General features: G+C 53.9%; 23 protein-coding genes and 1 pseudogene. 12 read left to right on the forward strand and 12 right to left on the reverse strand.

The window, feature by feature from the left end:
- Positions 1-3: 3 nt before the first annotated feature.
- Positions 4-465, reverse strand: coding sequence for a CHRD domain-containing protein (locus tag EUU23_RS00065; RefSeq protein WP_160352119.1), 462 nt, complete (start codon positions 463-465; stop codon positions 4-6).
- A 162-nt stretch (positions 466-627) separates the two neighbouring features.
- Here EUU23_RS00065 and EUU23_RS00070 point away from each other — a divergent pair, with 162 nt between their 5' ends.
- On the forward strand, positions 628-1,821 hold the full coding sequence (locus EUU23_RS00070) for an autotransporter outer membrane beta-barrel domain-containing protein (protein WP_160352120.1): 1,194 nt from the start codon (positions 628-630) through the stop codon (positions 1,819-1,821).
- Positions 1,822-1,872: 51 nt separating this feature from the next.
- On the opposite strand, the gene EUU23_RS00075 is transcribed toward EUU23_RS00070, so the two are convergent.
- From EUU23_RS00075 to EUU23_RS00090, 4 genes and pseudogenes are all read right to left on the reverse strand, one after another.
- Positions 1,873-3,120 carry a glycoside hydrolase family 130 protein gene (locus EUU23_RS00075; RefSeq protein ID WP_484589691.1) on the reverse strand — a complete coding sequence of 416 codons (1,248 nt, stop codon included), beginning with the start codon at positions 3,118-3,120 and terminating at the stop codon, positions 1,873-1,875.
- 36 nt (positions 3,121-3,156) lie between these two features.
- A complete protein-coding gene (locus tag EUU23_RS00080) occupies positions 3,157-5,541 on the reverse strand; it encodes a glycosyltransferase family 4 protein (RefSeq protein ID WP_246155965.1) in 2,385 nt (794 codons plus the stop codon).
- 10 nt (positions 5,542-5,551) lie between these two features.
- On the reverse strand, positions 5,552-5,917 hold the full coding sequence (locus EUU23_RS00085; protein ID WP_160352121.1) for a PRC-barrel domain-containing protein: 366 nt from the start codon (positions 5,915-5,917) through the stop codon (positions 5,552-5,554).
- Between the two features lie 387 nt (positions 5,918-6,304).
- Positions 6,305-7,069: pseudogene (locus EUU23_RS00090) on the reverse strand (response regulator); the annotation flags it as partial.
- Between the two features lie 150 nt (positions 7,070-7,219).
- Here EUU23_RS00090 and EUU23_RS00095 point away from each other — a divergent pair.
- From EUU23_RS00095 to EUU23_RS00105, 3 genes are read left to right on the forward strand one after another with little or no spacing between them, the layout of a single operon-like run.
- Positions 7,220-7,456 carry a NepR family anti-sigma factor gene (locus EUU23_RS00095; protein WP_246156174.1) on the forward strand — a complete coding sequence of 79 codons (237 nt, stop codon included), beginning with the start codon at positions 7,220-7,222 and terminating at the stop codon, positions 7,454-7,456.
- Entirely contained in the window at positions 7,453-8,088 is a 636-nt protein-coding gene (locus EUU23_RS00100) for a sigma-70 family RNA polymerase sigma factor (protein ID WP_160352124.1), read from the forward strand. The genes EUU23_RS00095 and EUU23_RS00100 overlap by 4 nt, the downstream gene beginning before the upstream one ends.
- Before the next feature lie 33 nt (positions 8,089-8,121).
- Complete coding sequence (locus tag EUU23_RS00105; RefSeq protein WP_160352125.1) at positions 8,122-9,813, forward strand: sensor histidine kinase; 1,692 nt, start codon at positions 8,122-8,124, stop codon at positions 9,811-9,813.
- On the opposite strand, the gene EUU23_RS00110 is transcribed toward EUU23_RS00105, so the two are convergent.
- The 7 genes from EUU23_RS00110 to EUU23_RS00140 form a co-directional block, all read right to left on the reverse strand.
- Positions 9,814-10,074, reverse strand: a complete 261-nt coding sequence (locus EUU23_RS00110; protein WP_160352126.1) for a hypothetical protein — start codon at positions 10,072-10,074, stop codon at positions 9,814-9,816. It lies immediately after the preceding gene.
- A gap of 30 nt (positions 10,075-10,104) precedes the next feature.
- Positions 10,105-10,554: a DUF2721 domain-containing protein gene (locus tag EUU23_RS00115; RefSeq protein ID WP_160352127.1), complete on the reverse strand. Its 450-nt coding sequence runs from the start codon at positions 10,552-10,554 to the stop codon at positions 10,105-10,107.
- 123 nt (positions 10,555-10,677) lie between these two features.
- A complete protein-coding gene (locus tag EUU23_RS00120; RefSeq protein WP_160352128.1) occupies positions 10,678-10,908 on the reverse strand; it encodes a hypothetical protein in 231 nt (76 codons plus the stop codon).
- 105 nt (positions 10,909-11,013) lie between these two features.
- Positions 11,014-11,283, reverse strand: coding sequence for a GlsB/YeaQ/YmgE family stress response membrane protein (locus tag EUU23_RS00125; RefSeq protein ID WP_160352129.1), 270 nt, complete (start codon positions 11,281-11,283; stop codon positions 11,014-11,016).
- A gap of 15 nt (positions 11,284-11,298) precedes the next feature.
- Positions 11,299-11,967, reverse strand: coding sequence for a superoxide dismutase (locus EUU23_RS00130; protein ID WP_160352130.1), 669 nt, complete (start codon positions 11,965-11,967; stop codon positions 11,299-11,301).
- Positions 11,968-12,003: 36 nt separating this feature from the next.
- Entirely contained in the window at positions 12,004-12,186 is a 183-nt protein-coding gene (locus EUU23_RS00135; RefSeq protein ID WP_160352131.1) for a CsbD family protein, read from the reverse strand.
- Positions 12,187-12,288: 102 nt separating this feature from the next.
- On the reverse strand, positions 12,289-12,807 hold the full coding sequence (locus tag EUU23_RS00140; protein ID WP_160352132.1) for a GNAT family N-acetyltransferase: 519 nt from the start codon (positions 12,805-12,807) through the stop codon (positions 12,289-12,291).
- Positions 12,808-13,277: 470 nt separating this feature from the next.
- Between EUU23_RS00140 and EUU23_RS00145 the strand changes: the two genes are divergently transcribed.
- From EUU23_RS00145 to gspF, 8 genes are all read left to right on the forward strand, one after another.
- Positions 13,278-13,799: a c-type cytochrome gene (locus tag EUU23_RS00145; RefSeq protein WP_246155966.1), complete on the forward strand. Its 522-nt coding sequence runs from the start codon at positions 13,278-13,280 to the stop codon at positions 13,797-13,799.
- A gap of 238 nt (positions 13,800-14,037) precedes the next feature.
- Positions 14,038-14,418: a hypothetical protein gene (locus tag EUU23_RS00150; RefSeq protein WP_160352133.1), complete on the forward strand. Its 381-nt coding sequence runs from the start codon at positions 14,038-14,040 to the stop codon at positions 14,416-14,418.
- Positions 14,419-14,814: 396 nt separating this feature from the next.
- The gene (locus EUU23_RS00155; protein WP_160352134.1) at positions 14,815-16,386 is read left to right on the forward strand and encodes a hypothetical protein; all 1,572 of its coding nucleotides are present in this window, start codon (positions 14,815-14,817) and stop codon (positions 16,384-16,386) included.
- A 79-nt stretch (positions 16,387-16,465) separates the two neighbouring features.
- Entirely contained in the window at positions 16,466-19,183 is a 2,718-nt protein-coding gene (locus EUU23_RS00160; protein WP_160352135.1) for a TonB-dependent receptor domain-containing protein, read from the forward strand.
- A 180-nt stretch (positions 19,184-19,363) separates the two neighbouring features.
- Complete coding sequence (locus EUU23_RS00165) at positions 19,364-20,194, forward strand: type II secretion system protein N (RefSeq protein ID WP_160352136.1); 831 nt, start codon at positions 19,364-19,366, stop codon at positions 20,192-20,194.
- Positions 20,191-22,383, forward strand: a complete 2,193-nt coding sequence (gene gspD, locus EUU23_RS00170) for a type II secretion system secretin GspD (protein WP_160352137.1) — start codon at positions 20,191-20,193, stop codon at positions 22,381-22,383. Before EUU23_RS00165 ends, gspD begins: the two co-directional genes overlap by 4 nt.
- Before the next feature lie 47 nt (positions 22,384-22,430).
- A complete protein-coding gene (gspE, locus tag EUU23_RS00175) occupies positions 22,431-23,936 on the forward strand; it encodes a type II secretion system ATPase GspE (protein WP_160353452.1) in 1,506 nt (501 codons plus the stop codon).
- Complete coding sequence (gspF, locus tag EUU23_RS00180; RefSeq protein ID WP_160353453.1) at positions 23,929-25,146, forward strand: type II secretion system inner membrane protein GspF; 1,218 nt, start codon at positions 23,929-23,931, stop codon at positions 25,144-25,146. Before gspE ends, gspF begins: the two co-directional genes overlap by 8 nt.
- The last annotated feature ends 11 nt before the right edge of the window (positions 25,147-25,157 follow it).

The raw sequence follows: 25,157 nt of genomic DNA on the forward strand, positions 1-25,157 counted from the left end.
TAATTAGCGTGTCAATTGACCCCGGATTGCGCCCTGTGGGAATTCTGTGGTTGAAATCTGGATATAATAATTGCCCGGTTTCCATTCCAGCGAGTCTTCGAGCCATTCGGACCGCTTGACACAATTCTTCCATCCGCCTTCATTTGCGCGGCTGAAGGTAAGGACGGCCGGTCCTGTTTGGCCCCTCAAACCGCGATTGATTGACACAGAAGTAATGTCCGCAATGTTATTGATTTTGTTTATGTCGTAACAGATCTGGTCGAGCGTGTTGGCAATGCTGACCTCGGCTTGGGCGGACCCGTCCCGGTCACCGGTAGAGGTGACGACTTCGCGCCCGCTCAACGAGGCGCGATGGGTCTCGGCGACAGCCTCGACAACCCCCTCCTCTAAAGTGGCGCATCCCGCCATGAGGGAAGGAAGCACGATTGCAAACGCGATAGCGACGTTTTTGGGACTCATATTCATAGGATCATCCTTTATCTGTTTTCCAATGCACAAACCCGTTGCGGGCTTTATTGTTCCGAATGATCCTGCGGTGTGGAACTTAATCAATCCAGTCGGGTTTTCTCCATTCTGCACGGTATGCGCCAATCGCATGGCCGTGTTTCGCCCCACTGGAGTAATTTCATGTTCAACAAATCTTTCGTCGTCCTGCTTTTGGCAGGCACGTCCACCGTGGCGCACGCCCAAGCGATTCCGGGAGCCACGCCAAATCAGAATGGCGTCGCTACCGTTCTTGCGGCGCCTATTGGTGCCCCTTCGATCACAGCCATAGAGCTGCAGAACAGCCTGACAATTACGGACCCTGTCATCCGGGCAGACGCCTTGGCGCAATTGACACCGCAAGCATATAGTCTGGTTCCAGAGGTATCGCTCAACGCAGTCGAAGCACAGGAAACCAACATATTGCGCTATGTTCGTGACCAACGCGGTAACGCTGAACGCCCGGATGGGAGCGAAGTCACAATTGACGATGCTGGCCGCCTGAGTGCCTTCGTTATAGGCGGCGCACGTTTTGGCAAATATGATGCCGCAACAGATCGTCCGCGCGTAAAAAATGACAATCGCATGGTCATGGGCGGCCTGAACCTCCGGCTGACGCCTAAAACGACGCTTGGTGCCTTTGGCGGCTGGATGCAAAGCGATGTCGATTTTGAACAGTCTGCGACATCGGCGCCATCAAAACTGAGCAACTGGTTTGCCGGCGGTTTTGGCACCATAGGCGTCGGGCCCGTGTATATCGATGCCTGGGGCAGCTATACCAATCTCGATTGGACCTTGCGTCGCGGCTATGCTTTCAACGGCTTATCGGGTGTATCCAATGGCAGCACGTCAGGACATGTATGGGCGGCCGGTGCGGCAACTGGCTTCAGCTTTTCTGCGGGAAATTTCGAGATAGAACCGTTTGCCGCGCTCCGTTACGCCAAAGTCAAAGTTGACGGCTTTAGCGAGAGCGGGTCGCCTGCTGCCCTCGACATTGGCCGTAATGACGCAGAAAGCCTGCGACTAAATCTTGGCGGCCGAATTGGTACGAAGTTTGATGCAGGCGGCGTTGTGGTTCGTCCCCAATTGCGCGGTGGGTGGAACAAAGAGTTCAAATTGGACGACGCCCGCACGATTTCGGCGGCATTTACCGACGGCACCATCAATACGCCATTCAGTTTCACCACAACCCCATTGCGCGGAGAATATTTCAATGCCGGGGCTGCCATCAATATTGCAGGGAACGGGCCTGTTTCGATTGCTGTCGATTATGATGCACAATTTGCCAAGGACAGACAGTTCCATGCACTATCGTTGACCGGGCGTCTGAAATTCTAGGCCAGACCGTACCTATTAGAAGGGGGGTGGCGTCATGCCGCCCCTTTTTTATTACGCCATTCGCGATAGAATGTCCGGTATCGCAAAAAAGGCGAAACAGACCGAGCTGTCCGCTACTCCATAAGGCACGAACAGATCATCTCCGGTGCGGATCGCGCCGCAGGTGTAAACGACATTGGGAACATAGCCTTCGCGGTCTTCATCCGCCGCCGACAATATGGGGCTCGTGGTTCGGCCGAGGACCTTTGCTGGATCATTCTTGTCAAGCAACACCGCGCCGACCGCATATTTTCGCATCGCACCGACGCCGTGGGTTAGGACCAGCCAGCCTTCATCCAGTTCAATCGGTGCACCGCAGTTACCGATCTGAATCAATTCCCAGGGGAATTTGGGTTGGAGCAGCAATTCGCCCCCTTCCCATTCATCGAGGCTGTCCGAACGCAGCAGATAGAGATTCATGCCATCCTGCCGGCCGATCATCATATATTGCCCGCCAATCTTACGCGGGAACAGCGCCATGCCCTTATTGCGGCCGGCTCCTCCCTTAATCGGGGTTAAAGTGAAATCATGGAAATCGCTGGTGCGTAGAAGTTCCGAACGAATGTCGCGCCCGCTATAGGCGGTATAGGTGCCGATCCATTCGCGGTTGCCATTGTCGCACGCGAACTCGACCAGACGCAGATCCTCAAGACCGTTGCGTTGCGCTTCGGTCACCGGAAAGATCACGGTGCCGGACAGGCTGCTTTCCGGGTGACGGTAAACGGCAACGCTGTCGGCGGTGGTTTCGCCCAGCATGGCAGCGGTTGCAAATGCAGGCTGATGCAACAGGCTGAGTTGGCGTCCTGCCGAAATAATCCCTTCGCGGAACGCTATGGTTGAAATATGACCTTCGCCCACCGCGCGCAGCGAAAGCAATATGCGTGTGCTGCCGGGTTGCAACCCGGATTGGTCGGGATGGCGAACAACGCTTGGATTCATCAACGCGGCGGCAGCATAGCTGTATTCATGGCAAAAATAGGCACCGATCAACCGTTTGGTAGGTCGTCGCAGCTTGCTTCCATCAAGTTTCAGTGCAGTCTCAATCTGCTTGTAACGGTCGTCAAAGACGCGTTCGATCTGCCAATGCCGATCGGCAAAATCGTGCAGGACAATGCTCATTTCGCTCCGCACGGTGCGAAGATCGAGGCGAATGATGTGGTTGACCAGATTGCGAACACGCTCAATGTCCGGACCCGACGCCTGCCAGGCAAGGTGAAATGGGCGCACGACAACGCGGCTGGGGTCTGCGTGCAGCCGCAATTCATGGTGGACGAGGTCAACTATGGTGTTTCACCTTTAATGTGTGGCGACCTTGGCCATTAAACCGGAGAGCGCGCAGTGCGCCAATTGGAACGAGAGCACGGATTCTGCGCCTTCGTTCAGATTTACGCCGCGCGGATTGATTCCATCGCGGCAAGAACCGGTCAACATTTCGCCGATAGCGACGCTGCGATCATTTGCTCCGGTAAACCAGTCAAAGGCGCGGCTCGCATGGCCCAGCCAGTGCCCGTCGCGGGTCGCGTCATAGGCAGCGCTGGCACCATCAATCGCGGCCCATGCTTCGACAGGTTGCTGGTCAAAGGGGAGGGGTGGCGCATATTCATGACCAAAACTATCCGACCCGACCGGCCTGAAATGACCAGACGGACTGATCTGTAATTCCAAAATCCACTGAAGTGTTTCAAGACCGTGCTGCGTGACATCAGGGCGTTCAAGCCGAAGTCCGGCGCGGATCATGGCTTCTGACATCCGGCAATTGTCATAGGCCAGCACACTTTCAAACCATGGCCAATCAGAACGACGTGTCAAGGCGAGACGCGCGAGAAGGAAGTCGGCACCGTCCGATAAAATGGCGCGTGCCCTATCGTGATCGGGGTGCGATGCCAGCACATAATCGGCGCCAAGCATGGCAAATGCTGTGGCACGTGGAGATCCAAAATGGCGCGCACTATCGATTGTCCCGTCGAACAGCTTTTGCGCCCAGTGGCGCAGTGAGGGGGTCAATCCTTCATGTGCGGTTGCACCCAACGCCCAAATTGCCCGGCCACAACTGTCTTCAGATCCTGCGGCTTCGAGCCAATTGCGGGCAAAGCCCATAAAATTGCGAAATTCGCCGCTTTCATAATTCCAGGAACTCTGCACAAAACTGGCAAAAATAACCGCCAACCGGGATCGTTCCGGCTCTGCCTGAGCGCCGAGCCGGTTCGTCAGCATCAAGGCCCGGGCATTGTCATCGACGCAATAGCCATGCGCCCTGTCCGGCACGCACAAGATGGAATGCTGGATGATACCTGTGCCATCACACAAACGCGTCAAGCCTTCGATAGCGGTGCGCGCAGTTAATTGAAAAGCTGGCGCAGCGACAGGATGGAGGCTATTCAAAATCACGTCTTGGCAGCGCATGGCAAATGCCGGCCAAATCATGGAACGGCTGCGTTCATACCCTCGGCGCTGCAAGGTAAGCAAGCGTTCGGGGTTTTCGAGAAGTGCTTCAATTTCACCCGCCAGGGCCGCACTGTCATTAAATGGAACCAATATGCCATGGTCGTCAGCCAACAGCTCGAGAGCATGGGCGTAAGGCGTCGAAATCACTGCTTTGCCAAGCGCGAGCGCGTAAGAGAGCGTGCCCGATGTCGCCTGATTGGCCCCCTGATAGGGCGTTATGTAAATGTCAGCCGCTTCGATAAGGTCGAGAAGTTGTTCGGTTTCCAAAAACGCATCAATCCAATGGATATGTGCCTCAACCCCCAGAGATCGGGCCAAGCCTTGAAGTCGTTCCCGATAAGCCTCGCCTTCGCGCGCCAATAAATTGGGATGCGTTGCGCCGACGATGCAATATAGCAGGTCAGGATACGCGGCGAGGATATCGGGTAATGCAGAGATAACCGTTTCAATACCTTTGCCCGGCGAAAGCAGGCCAAATGTCATCAGCAGTTGCCGACCCTCGAACCCGAATTTCGCTTTGAAGTGGTTGGTCCGACCAAAGGGCCGGTCGGGAACGCCATGAGGAATTACTTCGATCTGATCGGCATTTGCGCCAAAGATGTCACGCAGCAAAAGGGCTGCGCGATCCGTCATCACGATCAGTTTTGTCGCCCGCGCGACCAGTTTTTGCATGACACGCATTTGATCGGGATCGGGATCTGGCATGACTGTGTGCAATGTCACGATCAAAGGTGCGGCAATCCGGTCGGTCAGTTCGAAAATTTTGTTGCCGGCAGGGCCACCGAATAGGCCGAATTCATGCTGAAGCCAGACAATGTCGGCACAGCTTGTTTCTATTGCTAGTGCTGCCGCGATGAAGCTTGCGCTGTCATCTTCGATGATGACTTTGTGAACAGGGGCATCAAACACAAGGTCGTTAGCAGGGGGTGCCATGGCGTAAATGTCTATGACAGCTTCGGGAAAGGCAGCGGTGATCGAGGTGCGGATATCCGCTGTAAAGGTCGCGATGCCGCACCGTCGGGGTGTAAAGCCGCCAACAAGCGCAATATGCGGCATGTTGGGCATCAGCCCTGACTGCGATTGCACCAAGGGTTTTGGGATCAAATTCTCGGACGGATAGGTTTCAAGCACGGGCTGTTCGACCACAATGCCGAAGGCGGCATAGGGGGCCGAAAAAATGCGTCCCGGCCGGGGGGATGGCCGGGACGCGCTGGCAGGAGGGGTGGTCGCCAGCATGCTCAAAATCCTACCAGGTAACGCCGTAATAGCTGTTGATCATCGTGCCATATGAGTCATCAAAGACAGGGGCGTTGCCGCTTGAATGCTTGGGCGCTTTGTCAAGGGTCGGTTGGTCGATATCGACCACAAAGCCATTTTGCGTATCATCATATTTAAGCTTCTTCCAAGGCAGCGGATAATGATCTTCGCCCATGCCCAGAAATCCGCCGAACGACATCACGGCATATTCGACTTGGCCGGTTCGTTTGTTGACCATGAAATTCTGGACTTTGCCCATTTTTTCACCGTCCTTGTTAAATATGGTGGTTCCCTCGACCATATCTGATGCAATCAGCGACATTGTTTCTTTGTGCTCGGTTTCGTGGTCTGCCATGATTTTTTATCCTCTGGTGTGTCTGATAAAAACAACTGGCAGAGGTCGGATATGTTCCCGGAGAAATTCAGAAATTAGGCCATAGGACAGTAAATTGTCGACCGGTCGTGCGCGTTAGTCGGGCTGACCGGATATCCGGGTGAGAGCATTTTTAACCTTGCGCGCTTCGTCTGCCAATTGGGCTTCGCGCTTCGCACTTATTGGATCGGATGCGCTCATGCCTTCTGACTCTGCGTTGAGCCGATTGTCCATTTCCGAATCCCACTCCGTCAGAAGTGCCTGTTTGTCGCCGTCAGCAAGCTGTGGATCGGCAAGCAAAGCCTCTGGAGTGTCAAAATGTTTGCGCGGATTGGGTGTCATATCATCCATCGCCAAAATTGCGGGGGCCGCCGCCGCCAATCGTTCACGATGGACCAGAAGAGCCTGGCCGATGGTAGCGATTACAGTTTCAGGTTCGAACGGCTTGGTAATAAGGTAAGTGGGTTCGGGCCGTTCACCCGTCAGCAGACGTTCCGGGAATGCAGTGATGAAAATCACCGGCACATTCATCGCGCCCAATATGTCTTTCACCGCATCGATCCCGCTGGATCCATCGGCCAGGCTGATATCGGCGAGTACGAGCTCGGGTTGGGTTCTTGCTGCTAGCGCAACGGCTTCCGAACGGGTGCGTGCGACGCCGGTGACACTGTGGCCAAGCGCTTCGACAATCGAACGGATGTGCAATGCAATGATAGCTTCATCTTCAATGATCATGACCGAGGATTGCAGGCTATCGGTGATGGACTGCCGGGCGATTGCGGAATTGGCGGAAACCGACTCAACATCACTTCCGAGAATTTCGGCCGCCTCCTGCATACTGAACCCTTCTACAGCGGTTAAAAGCAATGCTTGCCGACCCTGGACCGGCAAACGCGCAACAAGTCCGTCGCCACCGCTTGGTTCGACCAACGCATCGTGTCGCCACAGTTGGTGAAATATGCGGTATAGTTCGACCCGTGCCGGTTTTTGGGCATCCAATTCTTCGGGCGCGAGCAAAAGCCCTTCCAGCACCTGACGCACAGCTGCGTCGCCCATTTTTTGCGATCCTGTCAGCGCACGCGCATAGCGGCGCAAGAAAGGGAGTTCAGGCGCAACCGCTGCTTTAAGTGACATATGCATTCCTCATTCGAAACAGCCAAAACTGCCCGGAGCGGTTTTTGTTCCGCGGGACGGAACTTTTTCCCCGAGTATCGAGTTTACGCTAGCATGGATGGCAAGTCGCCACCCGTTTTTTCCATGACGGCAAGGAATTCGGTGACAAACATGCAAATATCGCCGACACCCACCGGCCTACAATCGAAACCCATGCTGGCGGAGCAACAAGCAATGGTGAAAGCGAACAAGCCCGGCAATCATGATTCGGATAGCGGAGCCGATCCAATCGCGGCCGCGCTGAAACAAATGCATGATGCGGTGGCAAATGAAGAGCTGCCTGCCGACTTTCTGAAGTTGCTCGATGAAATTGATATGAAGATAGCCGATAAAAAGGCATCGCATTGACGCGCGCGGGGGAGGCCATTGATCCTGACAAGGTGTTTCGCGACCAGCTGGTGGCGCTGCTGCCGTCTCTTCGCGCCTTTTCGCGGGGGCTATGCGGGCACAGGGAAATGGCCGACGATCTGGCGCAAGACACGATGATGCGCGCCTGGGCCGCACGCGCAAGCTATACCCAAGGTACAAATTTCCGCGCGTGGATGTTTATGATCATGCGTAACCAGTTTTATTCAACAATCCGGAAAAATTCGCGGACGACTTCGCTTGATCCAGAGGTTGCTGAACGCATACTCGTGGTCGCGCCCGCGCAGCAAAATGGCATCAATGTCGACGATGTCGCCAAGGCTTTGCAAAAATTGCCAGCGGAGCAAAGGGAGACATTGTTGCTCATCGGTGCAAATGGCCTATCTTATGACGAGGCTGCTGAAGTGATGGGATGTGCCATGGGTACCGTCAAAAGCCGCCTCGCACGCGGGCGCAGCGCGCTGGCCGCCATGATTGATGGTCCTGCCGACAACGCATTATTTGATTCCCCGCCGCAAAAGGCTAAGCTTGGCGAAGGTCATGAGGTCGCACATATATTTAGTGACATCCTGCGGGAACCACCCACGGCGAAGAGCGCGATAATCGCCAGCTGAACCAAGTCAGGGTTGAGAAAAGGAATGCATTCGATGCGACCGGTCACCTTGCGTAATGGTCTGGTTCTGATCGTTATCGCGGCACTATTGCCGATCGGTACGTTAAGCATCGTACAAGCGCTATCGACCTTGAACTATTCGCGCACCCTCATTGGCAATAGACTGGTGACCAGCGCATTGGCAACGGCCGCCCGCGAGCGCGATCCTCTGGTTATCAGTAAACAGGTGCTGCTGACATTGAGCAAGGATCCGCAGGTGGTGTCCGGAAAAGCGGGATGCAGCGCCGCGCTGAAGGCGGCACTTGGGAACCTTGCTGCATTCCCCAATTTAGCGCGCTCTGACGCAATGGGTCGCGTTCAATGTTCGATTCTGCCGTTTGATCCAACAATATCTTTTGCCAAAGAAGCGTGGTGGCAGCGCGGTATCAAGGCACAAGGCTTCACAGTCAGCGCGCCAGTATATGGACAAATTTCAAAGCGGCGTATCCTTGTGGGCATGCAGCCCATCCGGGCTGAAGATGGCACCAATGATGGCGCTGTGACCGTCGCGATCGACGCATCATGGCTGGAGCGATCAATGAATGCTTCGGAACTGGGTGCTGATGCCGCAGTTGCCATCGTCGACAAACAGGGAATTGTTGTCCTTACAAGCGAGAACAGACATCTACCCCAATTTAACGTCACTTACGGAGACGCCAAAGTGGCCGATGCAACTGCGCTGGACGGTGTTGCGTGGATGTACGCGGTTGCCCCGCTTTATGATCACGAGCTTTTCGTTGTCTATGCCGAGCCCACCGAGCATTTGATGGCGACTGCGGTTAAACAAGTTCGCATCAGCCTGCTTTTGCCGATTGCGGCCCTTCTGATCGCGTGCCTGGCGATCTGGCTTGGCACCACGCGGCTTGTCCTTCGATGGCTAGAGTCGCTCCGCACGCTTGCCTCGCAATTTGCAAAAGGCGATTTTGCCGGAAATGCCGAGAAATATGAGCGCGCGCCGCGCGAGCTTGGGTTGCTGAGCGCCGATCTGCATAGCATGGCGCGCGCAATCGAGACCCGCGACCTTGAGCTGCAGGCGGCCCTTAATGCCAAGACCGCGTTGACGCATGACATACATCACCGGGTGAAGAATAATCTGCAAATCGTCAGCAGCCTGCTCAATCTTCAGGCAGGAAAGATCAGCGACCCTGCCGCGCGAGAAGCGCTAAACCAGACTCGCGCCCGTATAGGAGGGCTCGCGCAGATCCACCGGTTGCTCTATGAAGAAAGCCACGACAGCGATCATGGCAATGTCAACATCGCCAGTCTGCTAAATGCCCTGTGCGTTCAGTTGCGCGCACTGCATCGGGGGCAGGGCAATGTGCATTTAATATGCGAAGCGGCATCACAAACCGTCCCCATCAACAATGCAGTTCCCCTCACTTTACTTGCTGTCGAAGCGGTAACCAATGCCTATCGGCACGGCTATCCTTCCGGCCAGACCGGCAAGATAGTCGTCCAGTTCGATGTGGTCGATGAACAGGCAACATTATCGGTATCCGATGATGGCAGCGGATTTGATGCCACGCAAAAGACTGCGTCGATGGGGGGGCAGTTAATGGAGGCATTTGCCCAGCAGCTGGGCGGCGTACTCAGCGTCATTTCGGCACCGGGAAACGGGACAGTCATCAAGCTCGCATATCCGCTTTTGCACGAACAGGTAGACACTGAATTCACCTCCGGCGCTTAGCTATTTTTTAAGCTCTGCGTCCGCCGCTTCAACGGCATTATCGACCTTTTTCAGGTCCGATTTCACTTCGCGTTGCACGCCCTGCGCCTTGTGTTCGACAATCCGTGCCTTGGCTTCGATCTTGTCCTGTTGGGCATTCGCGTCTGAACGGGCCTTCGCAATCGCGGAATCCGCCTGACGCCCTTTGTCTTCCAGATTTTCTTTGTCAGAACAGCCGGAAACCAATGCGATCAGTGGCAATAGGGTTAGAAAATTACGCATTGATTTGGTCCTTTTGGTGGATGTTGACCACTAAACATCCGGCTGATGCATATGTTCCTTATGCAGCCGCCGCCCACCAATGGCGATCTGGATTTCGGTGAGAAATTCGATCAGCCCGCCGGCGAGGAGCAACATCGCAAGCACAAAAATTAGCGCAATGGTGTTTCCAAGATTAAGGCCGATCATCTGGCTGACAAACAGAAATACGACTACAAGACATACGGCAAGCGCGCTTGCAACACAGAGGGTGGTGGCGTGATTGCTGTGCTTTATGCGGCGTTCAAGCAGCAAGAGTTCAGTGGCGTATCTGTGATGCTCGACTCCAGCAGATTTCGAATGCAAGTCTTCGATCGCCCGCACCCTGTCTACGGATCTGCTGAGCCGCATTCCCACGACATTCAATATGCCGCCAATACCGGCAAACAGAAATACCGGTGCCACTGCTGACTGGATGGTCGACGCGATCGCGTTAAACGGCATGGATTCCGCAATCTGGCTTTACATTTGACATGACCCGCACACCAACTGACGGCGCAGTTTGCAAGCAAACTGCGCCGTCATTGAAATCCGGATATGCGCTCGAATGTTTCACCTATCCGTTCTTCAATCCTTAGCAGGCGCCGCATTGGCCCGGGTTTTGCCGACTTTCGTGGCTTGATCGGGACTGTTGCGATGCAGGAGCGTGGAACCGATGGCTGTGGCGGCGGCGCCCACTGCCACACCAATCACCGCAGCGCTCGCAATTTTCTCTTTAGTGGAAATGTGGCTAATCTGCTCGACAGCAGCAGTTTTGATTGCCGTCATCTTATCCTTGGCTGTTTTCGCTGTTAACATGTCAGCTCCTTTTAGGGTTCAATTTGGTTGTACGGCGCGTCCGGGTTTATTGATTGAACGCTCGATCACTAAGATTGCGGTTTGACCGGGAATTGTGCCCGATTTTCAGCGAACCGAACCACGCCGGACCAGATTCACGATTCCCAGCAGCACAACCGCACCAAGTAGCGAGACGGCGAGTGACTTTATATCAAATGCACCCGATGTGATCGGCGCGCCTCCAAGCAAAGGTGTCAACAGATAGCCGGCCAGAATGGCACCGACCACGCCGACCACTACATTCAACAAAATTCCTTGTTGGCCGTCTGTCCGCATAATCATGGACGCCAGCCATCCGAGGATACCGCCGACGATGAGCATGATGATCAAATTCATTTTACTTCTCCTGATTCATGAAACCGTAATAACGAACGGAGCCGCATTTGGTTCCACCCGCGTCGGCGTTTCTTCGTTCATTGCCGATGCCGCGGCGGCAAGATTGGCATTGGCAAAGTCCCAATTGAGCAGATGGTCGAGAAACACCGTGACAAAATCGGCACGCCGGTTTTGATAGTCGAGATAATAGGCATGCTCCCAAAGGTCGCAGCATAACAACGGCGTCCGCACGTTCCGCGGAGGGAGTTCTGCATCATGGGTTGTAACTATTCCAACCGCGCCGTCCGTTACGACCAGCCAAACCCACCCGGAACCGAAATGCTTGGCTGCCGCCGCGCTGAACGCCGCCCGAAACGCCGCGTCGTCACCGATTTCACGTTCAATCAGCATCTTGATATCGCCGGTCGGCGGTCCGCCGCCATCCGGTTTCATCGATTTCCAGAAGAAATCATGATTCCAGCTTTGAGCGGCGTTGTTGAAAATGGTTTGGCGCGCAGCAAGTCCCTGGGACTGTTGAATAACCTCTTCAAGAGGCAAATCCGATAACGCATCGCCGTCAAGCAATTTGTTGAGCGTATCGACATAACCCTTGTGATGCTTGCCATGATGTAACGCCAGTGTTTCTGCCGAAATATGCGGTTCCAGCGCATCCTCTGCATAAGGAAGTTTGGGGAGGGTAAACATAGGGTAGCTCCTGTGCAAAGGATGCAATGGCTGGAATTAAAGCCGGTCGCCAAGCTTGCCTTTGATCGTTCCGATCTTGCTTTGTGCCTTGCCCTTGGCTTCTTGTGCGAGGCCCTTGGCAACCATTTCAGGATGTTCGGTGTTCTTGCCTACGGCAACTTTGGCCTTGCCTATCGCCTCGTTGGTGGCACCCTTCACCTTGTCAACAAATTCACCCATCGAAAATCTCCTTTTCATATCGTCGAACTGTTCCGACGATATGCCAAACCTGTGAAATTTGGTTTTGATCCCTTAAAGGCTTTTTTGTCGGCTATCGCTTGGTCAGGCGGGCGCCAATTGTCTTTGCAACAGCATGAGCGATGCATCGCCCGGATAGCTGGTTGCGGTGAACCCCATCTCGCGCTCCATATCAATGGCGGAATAATGATCGCGGCTTTCAATCGATTCAATTGTCTTGACGCCCTTGGCTTCGGCAAAGCGCACGATGTGCGCCAAAAGCTCCCACGCCAGACCCATATTTTTATATTCAGGCAGCATGACCATGGCGACCTCGCCTTTTGCCATATCGTCCGAGCAGGCAAGCATTGCGGTTGCAATGATCTCCGGTCGGTTCGGAACAAATGCGAGGAAATTCTCGGTCTGGCGATGGTCGACGCTGGTCATCGACACGAGGCGTTCGTGGCTGACCGTTTTAAGCGCGGAAAGAAAGCGAAAGCGCATGTCGACAGGTGTAACATTTTCGAAAAAGGCACTCAAAGCAGCTTCATCTTCGGCCCGGGCGGGCCGGATATGCACAGCAAGCCCTCCGCTCGTCGTCAAATCCCGTATCCAGTTTTCCATGAAATTTACTGCCTTTTTTGCTCACCGGAATAGGCGATCATACGGGCATTATGTGAGCAGCGGGACGCCCGTAATACCGTCGGAATCTACCTACATTTTGTCAGCTTCTATTTCAGGTCCGACGCCATCTGTGCATGCTGCGTCCGCAAGTTCGCGATGGGAAGCAAGAAACCGGATTTCAATTGTAAGATTACAGGGTGGGGTCGAACATTGGATATCGGCGGATTTGCGGGAAAAGGCCAATGGAGCCATTGATCACTTTTCTATCCCCCTTGCGCTGACCGCAAGAACTGAGAAAAGGGAGATTGCGGTCATGGGCGATTGCGCGTGCAAGTCGAAAAATTCGGATTTTGTTCGATTTTGATGGAATCAAATGGAGCGCATAGGTACATTTCTTGCTCTTGTTGGCCGATCGGTGGAATGTTTCATTCTGTCAGAGGCCACCTCATTCAAAGTGGGATAGGAATATTATGGCCCGGATACGGATGTTTACAGCGGCTGTCATTGCACCGGCATTTCTTTTCGGCTGTTCGGGGGGTGGTTCGGAATCCGCTGGTCCGCAACAGACATCCGATAGCGCAACCGGTCCGGTTTCTTCTGATCAAAGCAAATCCGTTGCCACGGCGTCAGAACTGCCTGCGGCAGAAGATGTGTCCACGCTGGACGGCGCGAAACTGTCAGACTTCAAAGGCGACGCGGCGGCTGGCAAGCTTGTATTTGCCCAATGCAAGGCATGTCATGTGACCGATGCAGGCGTCAACAAAATCGGGCCATCGCTTGCCGGGGTAATTGGTCGCAAGGCGGGCAGCGTTGACGGATTTAACTATTCATCGGCAAATGCGGCGAGTGGCTTTGTCTGGACAAAAGAGAAAATGTTCCAGTTTCTGGAAAAGCCGCAACGGGTTATTCCAAAAACAAAGATGATGTATGCGGGAATGAGCGACCCGCAAAAGCGCGCGGACATTATCGCCTATCTTGAACAGCCTGGCTGACACAAGGTCGGTAGGCGGGTTCTTTCCCGTCATGCCCCAGAAGTCAGAATAAGTACAAATCAGCATCTCATCGAAGCCGGGGTAACGCCCGGCTTTTTTGCGTAAAAAAGGCAGGTGGATGAGCGGACAGGCCAATTTATGACACTGGCATATCATTTAAGTTACATATTTATGACTATAATATTGCATTATATGTCATCAAAGTGTAATAAAAACCTTCAGAGCAAGGAGAGTTGCCATGAAATCATTATTTGTCGGCATGTTACTGACAGTTGGTCTGTGCGGAGTCGCACAGGCGGCGCCCAGTTCTCAAGGCGAGATTGGCTATCCAAAGGGGTCCATTGGATATGATGCCCTGGTGGAAGGTGATAATCAGCGCGCAATTTCGCAAATTTTGAGCAGCGACCGGGTCAGTCTGCGCGATCCTGCAAAGCTTATCAACCTTGGCCAGGCCTATGCACGGACTGGAAGAACCGCCGAAGCGGCCGAACTTTTTATGATGGCCATGCAAAGCCGGGAAAACGTTGAACTGGTTTTGGCCGATGGCCGGATCATGAATTCCAGGGAAGCCGCCAGACAGGCATTTTCCGGACTTCAGACAAAAGTGGCGACACGCTGACGACGGTCGTCGTTTAGGGTAAGGGCCACTGAAATGCGCCGTCAGGCAGAATGGCTGCCTGACGGCGCGCATTTTGGTCCGACATCTTTGCCATTTTGACGCCTCGCAAGTGCTTTTGACGGGTCCTGACCCTAGCACAGCCACTGTCGATATTTGGGCGGGTATTATTACCCGCCCTCTTTATTTTACAGATAATTAGGTCGTGTCAGCCAGCGATTCCGCTGATGTCACATATATGCCATAAAAATGACTCCGCATTGAAATCTAATAAGCGCTGCTTTGTCACATGCCGCTTCTATGGGCGGTTTGGACAACGGGTGGGGCCTTCGTTGATTCGTCGCTGGTCCGTTGCTTGTGCCTGAAATTAGGCGATTATATTTGTTGCGGAGAATCAGAATGTTAGATCCAAAATTGCGTGGCATCATATATGCGACTGCTGCTGCTGCCCTCGTTGCCGGTTGCGGCGCGGATGACATCGCATCGCCGGGTACGGGCGGAAACGTCACTATCAATAATCCGGCTCCTCCCCCGCCACCTCCACCTCCACCTCCGCCGCCAGCAACGGTTCAGCCTGCAGGTGGCTGCCCAACTATTTCCGATCCGCAAGGATTGACGGACTCGGGCACGATTACTGGTCCAACGGGAACTTATCGCGTTTGCACATTGCCTGCGCGGTTGAATACAACCAGCACGTTGCCCAAGATCACTGGTGTTCTGTATAGCCTGGGTGGACGCGTAGATGTAGGGACCGACCAAGGCCCATCGTCGACGAATAATGTCGTTACGCTAAATATTGAACCAGGCGTCATTATTTTTGCAAATGTGGGTCAGGCATGGTTGAATGTGAACCGTGGAAACCGGATCAATGCTGTAGGAACTGCGGCTCTGCCGATCATTTTTACAAGCCGTGATAACGTTCTAGGCCTGAACAGCGACAATTCGATTGGCCAGTGGGGCGGCGTTGTTCTCAGCGGTCGTGCGCCGATAACCGATTGTGCTGCACCGGGTGCGACGCCAGGCACCGTTGCATGCGAACGACAGGTTGAAGGCGCAGTTGACCCAGCGTTGTTCGGTGGTGCCAACAGCGCGGATAATAGCGGTCGCATGAGCTTTGTGCAGATCCGGTTTTCAGGCTTCGTTCTGTCCGGAAATTCGGAACTTCAGTCGCTTACTACAGGCGGTACTGGTTCAGGAACAGTTCTTGACCATATTCAGTCGTTCAACAGCTCTGATGATGGCGCTGAATTCTTCGGCGGATCAGTGAACATGAAGTTCTTTGTTTCAGTCGGGGCTGATGACGACAATCTTGATACCGACACCGGCGTAAAGGCGAACTTCCAATATGTATTGGCAGTTCAACGGCAGGGTGCTGGCGACTCGATGATTGAAGCAGATTCCGACAATGCGCTTGACGGCAATCTTCCCCGTCAAAACACCCGCCTGTCGAACTTCACCTTTATCCAGCGGAGTAATCTGGGTAACCTTTCAGCGATATTGCTGCGCGGTGGTACCGACTATAGCTTGGTGAATGGCGTAATTGTCAGCCCTAACACGTCGTGCTTGCGGATAAGCCGTCCCCAGACAATTTCAGCAACTGTTGATGCTGCGATTGACGAAGCTGGCGCGCCCTTCATCCGTTCTGTTGTCGCCCAGTGCGGTAACCCTGCATTTGTCGGATCAAATGGCGTCACCGAAGCTCAGGTTGCTGCGGTATTTGGTTCGGGCAGCAATAATAACAACAGTGCGTTTACCCCGACATTGTCTTCATTGTTCATCAATGGTGCCAATGAAACTGCGGTGACTGCATTCAATGCCAACACATTGAACGCATTCTTTGATGCCACAACTTATGTGGGCGCTGTACGCGATGCCAATGATACATGGTTTGCCGGTTGGACTTGCAATAGCGCGACCGCAAATCTGGGAACAAGCACGTCAGGTCTCTGCACCTCCCTGCCGACCTTTTGATAGGCCGTAATTGATTTGGGTGGGGTGCAGGCGTAGCCGCGCACCCCACCCTTTTTTGACCAAGAGTAAGGGAAAGAATATGTTGAAGCCATTGGGGGCAATCAGCCTGTTGCTTTTGTCATCTGCGCTTGTCACGCCTTCAATGGCGTTGGCTCAAGATGCCGAAACTGCACAAGCCGAACCAACCGAAATGACGGAAGAGGCGGCTGAACCAGCTGTTGACGCCGCCGCTGATCCGGCAACCGATGCCGCCGCCGAAGAAGAGCAGGTGGATGTTTCCATCCCAGGTGGTGAAGAGATAGTTGTACGTGGGTATCTCGATCGCAATATTTCCAAAAACGCGCAGCAGGTTGTTTCGGTACTTTCCAGTGCAGATATCGAACGTACCGGCGAAGGTGATATCGCGGGCGCTTTGGCCCGGGTTACTGGTCTGAGTGTGGTTGGCAATGGCTTTGTCTACGTGCGCGGTCTTGGCGACCGTTACTCATTGGCGCTTCTTAACGGTTCGCCTTTACCGAGCCCTGAGCCGCTAAAGCGCGTTGTCCCGCTCGATCTATTTCCGACCAGCGTGATTGCTTCCTCGCTGGTGCAAAAGACCTATTCGGCGAATTTTCCCGGCGAATTTGGTGGAGGTGTTATCAACCTCACTACAAAAGCCATTCCGCGCGAGACATTCCTGACCATTGGCGGTGACATTAGTGTCAATGGCGAAACCACAAATCAGCTCGGCTATACCTATTTCGGCAGTTCGCAGGATTGGAGCGGGTTTGACAACGGTAATCGCAATCTGAAGCCGGCGCTTGCTGCCTATTTGGCGAGTGGCGAACGGATCAGTGCGGGTAATGTTGATACGCAAGCAATTGCTGGTCAGTTGGTTACGGGACGCAATGCGGTGATACAGCGCAATCGTAATCTTCCCGCCAACGGTTCCGCAAATATTACCGGTGGTACCAATTTCGACATTGGTGATGATGCGACAATGGGTATTATTTTTAATGCCGGATACAGTAATAAATGGCGGACCCGCGATACGTTGCAGCAAACTGCTGCGACCCTCGATTTGAGTCAGAAAGAGCTCGATTTTCAGCGCGTCATTACCGATAACCGGATTGTCGTAAACGGCTTGCTGGGCTTTGGTATCGAAGCCGGTGATCAAAAGATCCGTTGGACCAATTTGTTCATTCGCGACACGTTGAAGCAAGCGCGTCTGGGCGTGGGAACACGGCAAACGACGTCGCCCACCGCAACTTTGATGCAACAGGATACGGCTTGGTTTGAACGCCAGCTTATAGATTCGCAATTGGTCGGTGAATTCAAGCTTTCACCGGATGTGAATTTGAGCGTCCGTGTTGCCTATGCAAATTCGCAGCGTGAAGCACCCGATGAATTTAGTTTCGAATATATTCGCAGCAATCAGGCATCTGACCCATTTGGGCAGTTTTTCATCAATCGTCTGAACAATGGTCAACAAGGCAGTGCTGAAGTCAGCTATTCTTTCCTGAACGAAGATCTATGGGCAGGCGGCCTTGATCTGTCAGTCAAAGTTACGCCAGACATTACGGCAACCATTGGCTACGCCTATTCTGATACGACCCGACGGACAGAACGCCGCGATTTCCAGTTTACGGCCCCGTCAGATTTTCCCAATGCAGTTGCCCTGTTCCGACCGGATTTTCTGCTGCAACCCGACGTCATAGATTTTTTCAACATCGCACTGATTGATACCAATGAAGCGAATCCTGTATTTGATGCTCGGTTGCTGAACAATGCGGGCTATGGACAGATACAGGCGTTTATTACCCCGGAAATCAGCTTAAATCTCGGCGTGCGTTATGAAACTGCGAAGCAAACCGTTTTACCGGTGCAGGTGTTTAACACGCCATCAGCATCTTTGGCCGCGACCAGCTTGAATGAGAGCTATTGGTTGCCTGCCGTGACATTGACCTGGGATATTACGGATCAAATGAAGTTCCGGTTGAGCGGTTCGAAAACCATCGCGCGTCCGCAGTTTCGTGAACTAATTTTCCAGAATTATTTCGACACTGATTCAAACCGACTCTTCCGGGGCAATCCATTTCTGACAGACAGTCAGCTTTATAACGCCGAAGCCCGTTATGAATGGTATTTTGATCGGGATCAGCGATTCACGGTTGCTGGATTTTTTAAACGGATCGACAAACCGATTGAATCCTTCTCCAGTTTTGACGACAATTCGGTCATTACCAGTTTCGCCAATGCGCCCAAGGCCGATTTGTACGGTGCAGAAATCGAAACGCAGAAATATTTTGATTTATCCGGGCTTGGAGAAAAAGGCTTTTTTGCGACACGACGTGCCGTTGTTATCGCCAACTACACCTATACCCAGTCAAAAATCAGCGTTAAGGCGGGTGATGCTGTTGCGGTATTCAACTCGTCTTCAACGAGCGCCCTCGACTTCTTCACAAATGGCTCTCCGTTGACGGGGCAATCTGACCATTTGGTGAACTTGCAATTCGGCCTGGAAGATACCGAGCGTTTGTCCCAACAAACAATCCTGCTGACTTACGCCAGTGAACGAGTCACAAGTCGCGGTGCTTCACTGCAACCGGATATCAAGGAAAAACCGGGGTTTCAGCTCGACTTTGTTGCGCGTGAAGGCTTCACTATCGGTGGCAAAGAAGCCGAACTGAAATTCGAAGCGCGTAATCTGACCAACACCAAATATCAGGAATTTCAGGAAAGCGGAGAAAACCGGATATTTTACAACCGCTATCGTCAAGGAATTAGTGCGTCGATTGGCGTAGAAATCAATTTCTAACCCACAGCAAACCCCCACTTACGGCAGTGAATCTTGACCGATTTGCTGCCGTAATTTTGTGACCGCCCCAATTCTGGCCCGACACAAAGCGTCATGAAAATGTAATTTTAATGTCACGCATAAGTCACGGGATCGCCTTACGCCCGCAGTGTCGGATCAAGAATCACGCAAAGAAAAAGGGTGGCAATTTTGCTAGCGGACAAGTTTAGACTGCAATCATTCCGGCTCGCACCAATTCCGTTTGCAAAACTGGTTTTGGCGATACTGTCGATTTTGGTCGCTTTGCAAATTGTACGCTTGGTCTTTTTGTTCGTCGCCGATGTGGGGCCCTTGGGCAATTGGCGTGCGGTGCCGGTTAACATAGTATCGTCGTCGGCGCGCGGTGCCCTGTTTACCGGCTTTGATCCTTTCTTCCGTAGCGAGGCTGTGGCGGGCGGCACCCAAAATGTGACTTCGCTCAACCTCACCCTGTACGGCATCAGGTCCAATGAAAACTCGGGCGGCGGCTCTGCCATTATCGCGGGGGAGGACGGTGTCCAAAACAGCTTTGCGGTAGGTGAAGAAGTGACGGCTGGGGTCGTTCTGGATGCGGTCGCGTTCGATCATGTTATTTTGTCGCGTGGCGGGGTGAAAGAATCCCTGTATCTAGATCAATCAGTGCCTGCTGAAACCGTGGGAACCGGCACGGCCGCCGCTACTGGCGTAATGCCACCGCTTCCTGCGTCAACCGGCGCGCAGTTAAATGCGGAAAGCTTGCAAAAATCAATTGGCCTTGCCCCGCGAAATGAAGGCGGGCGCGTTACTGGTCTGGTATTGCAGCCGCGCGATGATGGCACAATGATGCGGCTGGCCGGCTTTCAAGACGGGGATGTTGTTGTTGCCGTCAACGGTCGCCCCGTTTCTTCCGCCGCCGACGTTGCTTCGCAATTCCGACCCGGCACCCGACTGAGCATTGAAGTCGAGCGGGCAGGGTCAAAAATACCTATCGCATTAAATCTGGAAAAACCGTGATCTATAAATTTCCGCACTGGCTTGCTTGCGCCGCGCTTCTTATTGCGACGCCACTATTTGCCCAGCATTCACTTAATGTACGTGACGCCGATATCAGGGCATTTGTTCAGGATGCTGCGCGCGTTACCGGGCAAACATTTATTGTCGATGGCCGTGTTACCGGTAAAGTCTCTGTGGTTACAGACAGACCCTTGTCACGGTCCGAATATTTCGAGGTATTTTTGTCGACATTGAGGGCCAATGGTCTGGTCGCAATACCCATGCGCGGTGGCGGTTATCGGGTGCAACCTTCGGAAGGCGCAGCAACCCAGCCGAGCCGCGTCGGTAGCAAATCTGCCGCCCCCAGCCAGTTTGTAACGGAAGTATTCCGCTTGCGTTCGATAGATGCGACCACCGCTGTGGAAACATTGCGTCCTTTGGTCAGCCGCGAAGGTTCGATCACCGCTAATCGCAATGCGAACAGTCTGGTGGTTGCCGACTATGCCGACAATCTGCGCCGGATCCGCGAATTGGTGCGACAGATAGACAGGGATTCTGCAGCAACCCAAATCGTGACGCTCGAAAATGCAGGAGCACGCGAAATCGCGACTGCTTTACAAGCGCTGGCCGGGCAGGGCGGCGGCGAAGGTAGCCGATCACCCGTATCCGTTGCCGCCATTGACAGTGCCAACGCCATCGCCTTGCGCGGCGACCCTACGTCGGTTGCGCGTTTTGCCGCCATGGCAAAACAATTGGATGCGCGCGCGCAATCGGGCTCTGAAATCCGCGTATATCGGCTGGAACACGCCAATGCCGAAACGCTTCTGGAAACCGTTCAATCGTTAATCGGTGGCCAGAATAAAGTGGCATCAAATGGGGATTTACCGCCCATTGCCAACGCATCATCAAATGGGAATGCGCCGTCGGCACCGGCATCGTCGCCCGTGGCGGCCATTTCCGATGGCGCAGGGGGGAATGGCATAGGCGGACGTGGGCCGATTGTAGTGACGCGTTACGAAGGCACAAATGCCCTGATAATTGCGGCCAACCCTGAAATGCAGCGCACGCTGGGTGAACTGATCCGCCAATTGGACAGTCGGCCCGAACAGGTGCTTGTCGAAGCGATTGTGGTTGAAATAGGTAATGAAGCTGCAAAAAATCTGGGTGTGCAGTTTCTGCTGGGTGGGAAGAACCTGCCCTTTGCGGCGACCAGCTATTCCAATGCAACGCCCAATATCCTGACGATAGCCGGAGCCATAGGTGCGGAAGAATTGACGCGCACGACAACTACCGTCAACGGCAATACCACGACAACATCGACCAACAGTGCGCTGGGCGACAGTTTGCAGGAGGCTGCGGCAGCTTCTATATTGAATGCCACAGGCGGCTTTGGGGGCTTTGCGCTCGACATCGGCAAAGATGCAATTTTTGGCACGATTATCAATGCGATTGCCGCTGACACAGAATCCAACCTGCTGGCGACGCCACATATCGTTACCCTCAACAACCAGAAGGCGAAATTTCTGGTCGGTCAGGAAGTTCCTGTCAGCACCGGTGAACAGCTCTCGGCCAATTTTGAAAATGCGTTCCGGACGGTCCAACGTCAGGAAGTAGGTATCAAATTGGAAGTGACGCCTCAGGTCAACGCCCAAGGAGACGTCAAACTCTTCCTCAAACAGGAGGTATCGAGCGTTGCGGGACCTGTGTCGTCGCGCTCGAGCGACCTGATCTTGAACAAGCGCGAATTTGAAACGACCTTGACTGTAGGCGATGGGCAGTTGCTCGCAATTGGGGGGCTTTTGAACGATGATGAACGGCGAACGATTGAACGCATCCCCTTGCTGAGCGACATTCCGCTGATCGGTGAATTGTTCAAATCGCGCAGCCGAAGCCGAAGCAAAACGAACCTGATGGTTTTCATTCGCCCGACAATTTTGCGAAACCGGGCCGACGGCGACACTCTGACGGCACGCCGATATGAATATGTGCGCGGAATGCAAAAGGCCCGCGATCCGGATTCGGAACCCAGTATCGACGAATTGTTGCGGGATTATATGGGGGCGATGTTGCCGGTGTCGCCTGCGGTCGGGCCGAACGATCTGCTTGTCGGTGCAACCGACAATTTGCAGCGTCCCGAAACCGGTGGACCGCTGCAACCTGCTGAAATTCCGCAGAGTAACATCTCACCCACCACAGGGGGCGGAATATGACAATAAGGCGCGGCGAAGTCGACATATCCGATGCAACGCCGTCCGGGATGGCGCAAACCATGGGGTTGACGCCGCCAGCTCCCTTGCTTGACCTGCCTTATGCCTTTGCCAAAGCGCATGGCGTTGTGTTGCGCCATGAACATGAAAACCGCATGATTGTAGCTTTTCGTCAGGGTGCAGATCCGTTGATGTTGTTAGAGGTGCGGCGGTATCTCGCCATGCCGTTCGATGTTGAAATCGTCGATAATGCGACTTTTGATCGCTATCTTTCCGACCATTATGCAATGGATGGGTCGGCCGCTGCGATGGCCGGATCAATCGGGGCTGGCGATAGTGACTTGCTGTCTGACATGTTGCCAAGCGCTGATGACCTGCTCGACAGTGCAGATGACGCACCGGTAATCCGTCTGATAAATGGGATCATTGCCGAAGCCGTGCGTCAGGGCGTTTCCGATATCCATATCGAACCATATGAAACCGGCCTTGTTGTGCGAATGCGGACTGACGGCGTGTTGCAGGAACGCCTCCGATTGCCAGCCAATGTCGCGCCAATTGTAGTAAGCCGCATAAAAGTCATGGCACGCCTTGATATTGCCGAGCGCCGCATTCCGCAGGACGGCCGCATTGGCCTTACATTGGGCGGCAGATTGGTTGATGTGCGCGTTTCGACATTGCCTAGCCGTGCCGGCGAACGTGTCGTGATGCGTATTCTCGATAAGGAAAATGCAGGCATCTCCCTCGATCTGCTTGGCATGTCGGATGAAACGCTTAAGATATTGAGCGAAGCCTTGGCCGAACCCAATGGTATCATCCTTGTGACCGGGCCCACTGGCTCGGGCAAGACGACTACGCTTTATGCCGGACTGAAAAGCCTGAATGATGGCACCCGCAATATTCTGACCGTCGAAGATCCGGTCGAATATGCGGTCGACGGTATTGGCCAGACGCAAGTCAATGCCAAGGTCGGCATGACATTTGCCGCCGGTCTGCGCGCCATTTTGCGGCAAGACCCCGATGTTGTGATGGTCGGCGAAATCCGTGACCGTGAAACAGCCGATATTGCGGTGCAAGCCGCGCTTACCGGGCATTTGGTGCTGACCACGGTGCATACAAATGATGCCCTTGGTGCCATCACCCGAATGCGCGACATGAAAGTCGAACCATTTTTGCTGGCGTCCACTTTGCGCGCCGTCATCGCGCAAAGGCTGGTTCGGCGCTTGTGCCCGCATTGCCGCGAAACCGAGCAGGCCGATGGTAACGCTGCATCCTTGCTGGGCTTTGATAAAGGCACCGCCGTCTATAAAGCCGTCGGTTGTCCTGAATGTGGAAACACCGGTTTCCAAGGACGTATCGGCGTGTTCGAAGCGGTCAGGGTCGATGAAACAATCCGCCGCCTGATCAATGATGGCGGCGATGAGGCGATTCTGGCGCGGCACGCGTTCGTCAACCAACCCAATTTAAGCGCCGCCGCCCGCAAACTTGTGCGTGCGGGCCATACCACGCCGGAAGAGGCCATCCGCATTTCGCGGCGCGAAGATGTTCAGGATGCCTGAATTTGCCTATCTTGCCATTGACCCCGAAGGCCGTGAAAAACGCGGGCGGATTGCGGCGGTCAATGACGATATGGCGCGTGAACGGCTGACTCTGAAAAAACTGTATATCGTGACCGTAGAGCCCGCTGCTGCCAACCCGTCTAGATGGGCCAATATGCCATTTCGCCGCAGAGCCCGTTTGAATTCCAAACAATTGACTTTGTTTACCCGGCAATTGTCATCGCTGGTACAGGTCAGTCCGTTGGAAGAGGCGCTGCGGACGATCAGCCGTCAAAGTGAGCAGCCCCATGTCAGGACAATCCTGACCGAAGTTCATGCCGGCGTGGTTGAAGGGCAGCGGCTTTCGGATGCGATGCGCCGTGAGGACAGTAGCTTTCCCGCTCTCTATCGCGCGATGATTGCGGCCGGTGAAGGCGCAGGTACTTTGCCGTTGATTACAGAACGGCTCGCCAATTTGCTTGAACGTCAGGCGGAAATGCGCGGCAAGCTGATTGGTGCGCTGGCCTATCCGGCGGTACTTTCGCTGGTTGCCATCCTTGTCGTCATGGGGCTTATGGTTTCGGTGGTTCCACGGGTTGTTGAACAATTTGACAATGTCGACCAGCAATTGCCATTGATTACCCGAATTGTGATCGGTGTTTCTGCGTTTCTTGCAAGTTATTGGTGGGCGATTGCGCTTGTCCTGATGATCGGCGCATTTCTGTTTTGGCAAGCGTTGAAGAGGCCTGCATTTCGGCTGTCGGTTGACCGGACGATGCTGCGGGTTCCGCTATTGGGAAAATTGCTTCGCAATCTTCACGCGGCGCGTATGGCGCGAACTCTCGCAACGATGGTCGCCAGTCGCCTGCCCCTGTTGGAAGGCCTGCGCCTTACAGGCGGCACGATCCGCAATCGGCTCTTGTCCGGTGCCAATGATGACATCGTAGAGGCCGTTCGCAGCGGCGGCAGTCTTTCAGGGGCGATGCGCGCAACAGGTGTTTTCCCGCCGCTACTTGTTTATCTTGCGGCAAGCGGGGAAAGTGCGGGTCAATTGGATGTAATGCTTGAACGTGCGGCGGAATATCTGGAACGTGAATTTGACAATTTTACCAGCACCGCCCTATCCTTGCTGGAACCATTGATTATCGTCGCGATGGGCGGCGTTGTTGCTATAATCATATTGGCTATTTTATTGCCCATCCTCCAACTGCAGAATCTTACGGGACTTTAGCAATGCCTAGT

The organism is Sphingorhabdus profundilacus, assembly GCF_009769755.1.
In the GTDB taxonomy this organism is placed as follows: Bacteria; Pseudomonadota; Alphaproteobacteria; order Sphingomonadales; family Sphingomonadaceae; genus Sphingorhabdus_B; species Sphingorhabdus_B profundilacus.

What these genes read in the sequence shown, in the direction of transcription:
- EUU23_RS00065 (WP_160352119.1), bottom strand. Translation starts at nt 465, where the DNA reads ATGAATATGAGTCCCAAAAACGTCGCTATCGCGTTTGCAATCGTGCTT.
- EUU23_RS00070 (WP_160352120.1), top strand. Translation starts at nt 628, where the DNA reads ATGTTCAACAAATCTTTCGTCGTCCTGCTTTTGGCAGGCACGTCCACC.
- EUU23_RS00080 (WP_246155965.1), bottom strand. Translation starts at nt 5,541, where the DNA reads ATGCTGGCGACCACCCCTCCTGCCAGCGCGTCCCGGCCATCCCCCCGG.
- EUU23_RS00085 (WP_160352121.1), bottom strand. Translation starts at nt 5,917, where the DNA reads ATGGCAGACCACGAAACCGAGCACAAAGAAACAATGTCGCTGATTGCA.
- EUU23_RS00095 (WP_246156174.1), top strand. Translation starts at nt 7,220, where the DNA reads ATGCAAATATCGCCGACACCCACCGGCCTACAATCGAAACCCATGCTG.
- EUU23_RS00105 (WP_160352125.1), top strand. Translation starts at nt 8,122, where the DNA reads ATGCGACCGGTCACCTTGCGTAATGGTCTGGTTCTGATCGTTATCGCG.
- EUU23_RS00110 (WP_160352126.1), bottom strand. Translation starts at nt 10,074, where the DNA reads ATGCGTAATTTTCTAACCCTATTGCCACTGATCGCATTGGTTTCCGGC.
- EUU23_RS00115 (WP_160352127.1), bottom strand. Translation starts at nt 10,554, where the DNA reads ATGCCGTTTAACGCGATCGCGTCGACCATCCAGTCAGCAGTGGCACCG.
- EUU23_RS00120 (WP_160352128.1), bottom strand. Translation starts at nt 10,908, where the DNA reads ATGTTAACAGCGAAAACAGCCAAGGATAAGATGACGGCAATCAAAACT.
- EUU23_RS00125 (WP_160352129.1), bottom strand. Translation starts at nt 11,283, where the DNA reads ATGAATTTGATCATCATGCTCATCGTCGGCGGTATCCTCGGATGGCTG.
- EUU23_RS00130 (WP_160352130.1), bottom strand. Translation starts at nt 11,967, where the DNA reads ATGTTTACCCTCCCCAAACTTCCTTATGCAGAGGATGCGCTGGAACCG.
- EUU23_RS00135 (WP_160352131.1), bottom strand. Translation starts at nt 12,186, where the DNA reads ATGGGTGAATTTGTTGACAAGGTGAAGGGTGCCACCAACGAGGCGATA.
- EUU23_RS00140 (WP_160352132.1), bottom strand. Translation starts at nt 12,807, where the DNA reads ATGGAAAACTGGATACGGGATTTGACGACGAGCGGAGGGCTTGCTGTG.
- EUU23_RS00145 (WP_246155966.1), top strand. Translation starts at nt 13,278, where the DNA reads ATGGCCCGGATACGGATGTTTACAGCGGCTGTCATTGCACCGGCATTT.
- EUU23_RS00150 (WP_160352133.1), top strand. Translation starts at nt 14,038, where the DNA reads ATGAAATCATTATTTGTCGGCATGTTACTGACAGTTGGTCTGTGCGGA.
- EUU23_RS00155 (WP_160352134.1), top strand. Translation starts at nt 14,815, where the DNA reads ATGTTAGATCCAAAATTGCGTGGCATCATATATGCGACTGCTGCTGCT.
- EUU23_RS00160 (WP_160352135.1), top strand. Translation starts at nt 16,466, where the DNA reads ATGTTGAAGCCATTGGGGGCAATCAGCCTGTTGCTTTTGTCATCTGCG.
- gspE (WP_160353452.1), top strand. Translation starts at nt 22,431, where the DNA reads ATGGCGCAAACCATGGGGTTGACGCCGCCAGCTCCCTTGCTTGACCTG.
- gspF (WP_160353453.1), top strand. Translation starts at nt 23,929, where the DNA reads ATGCCTGAATTTGCCTATCTTGCCATTGACCCCGAAGGCCGTGAAAAA.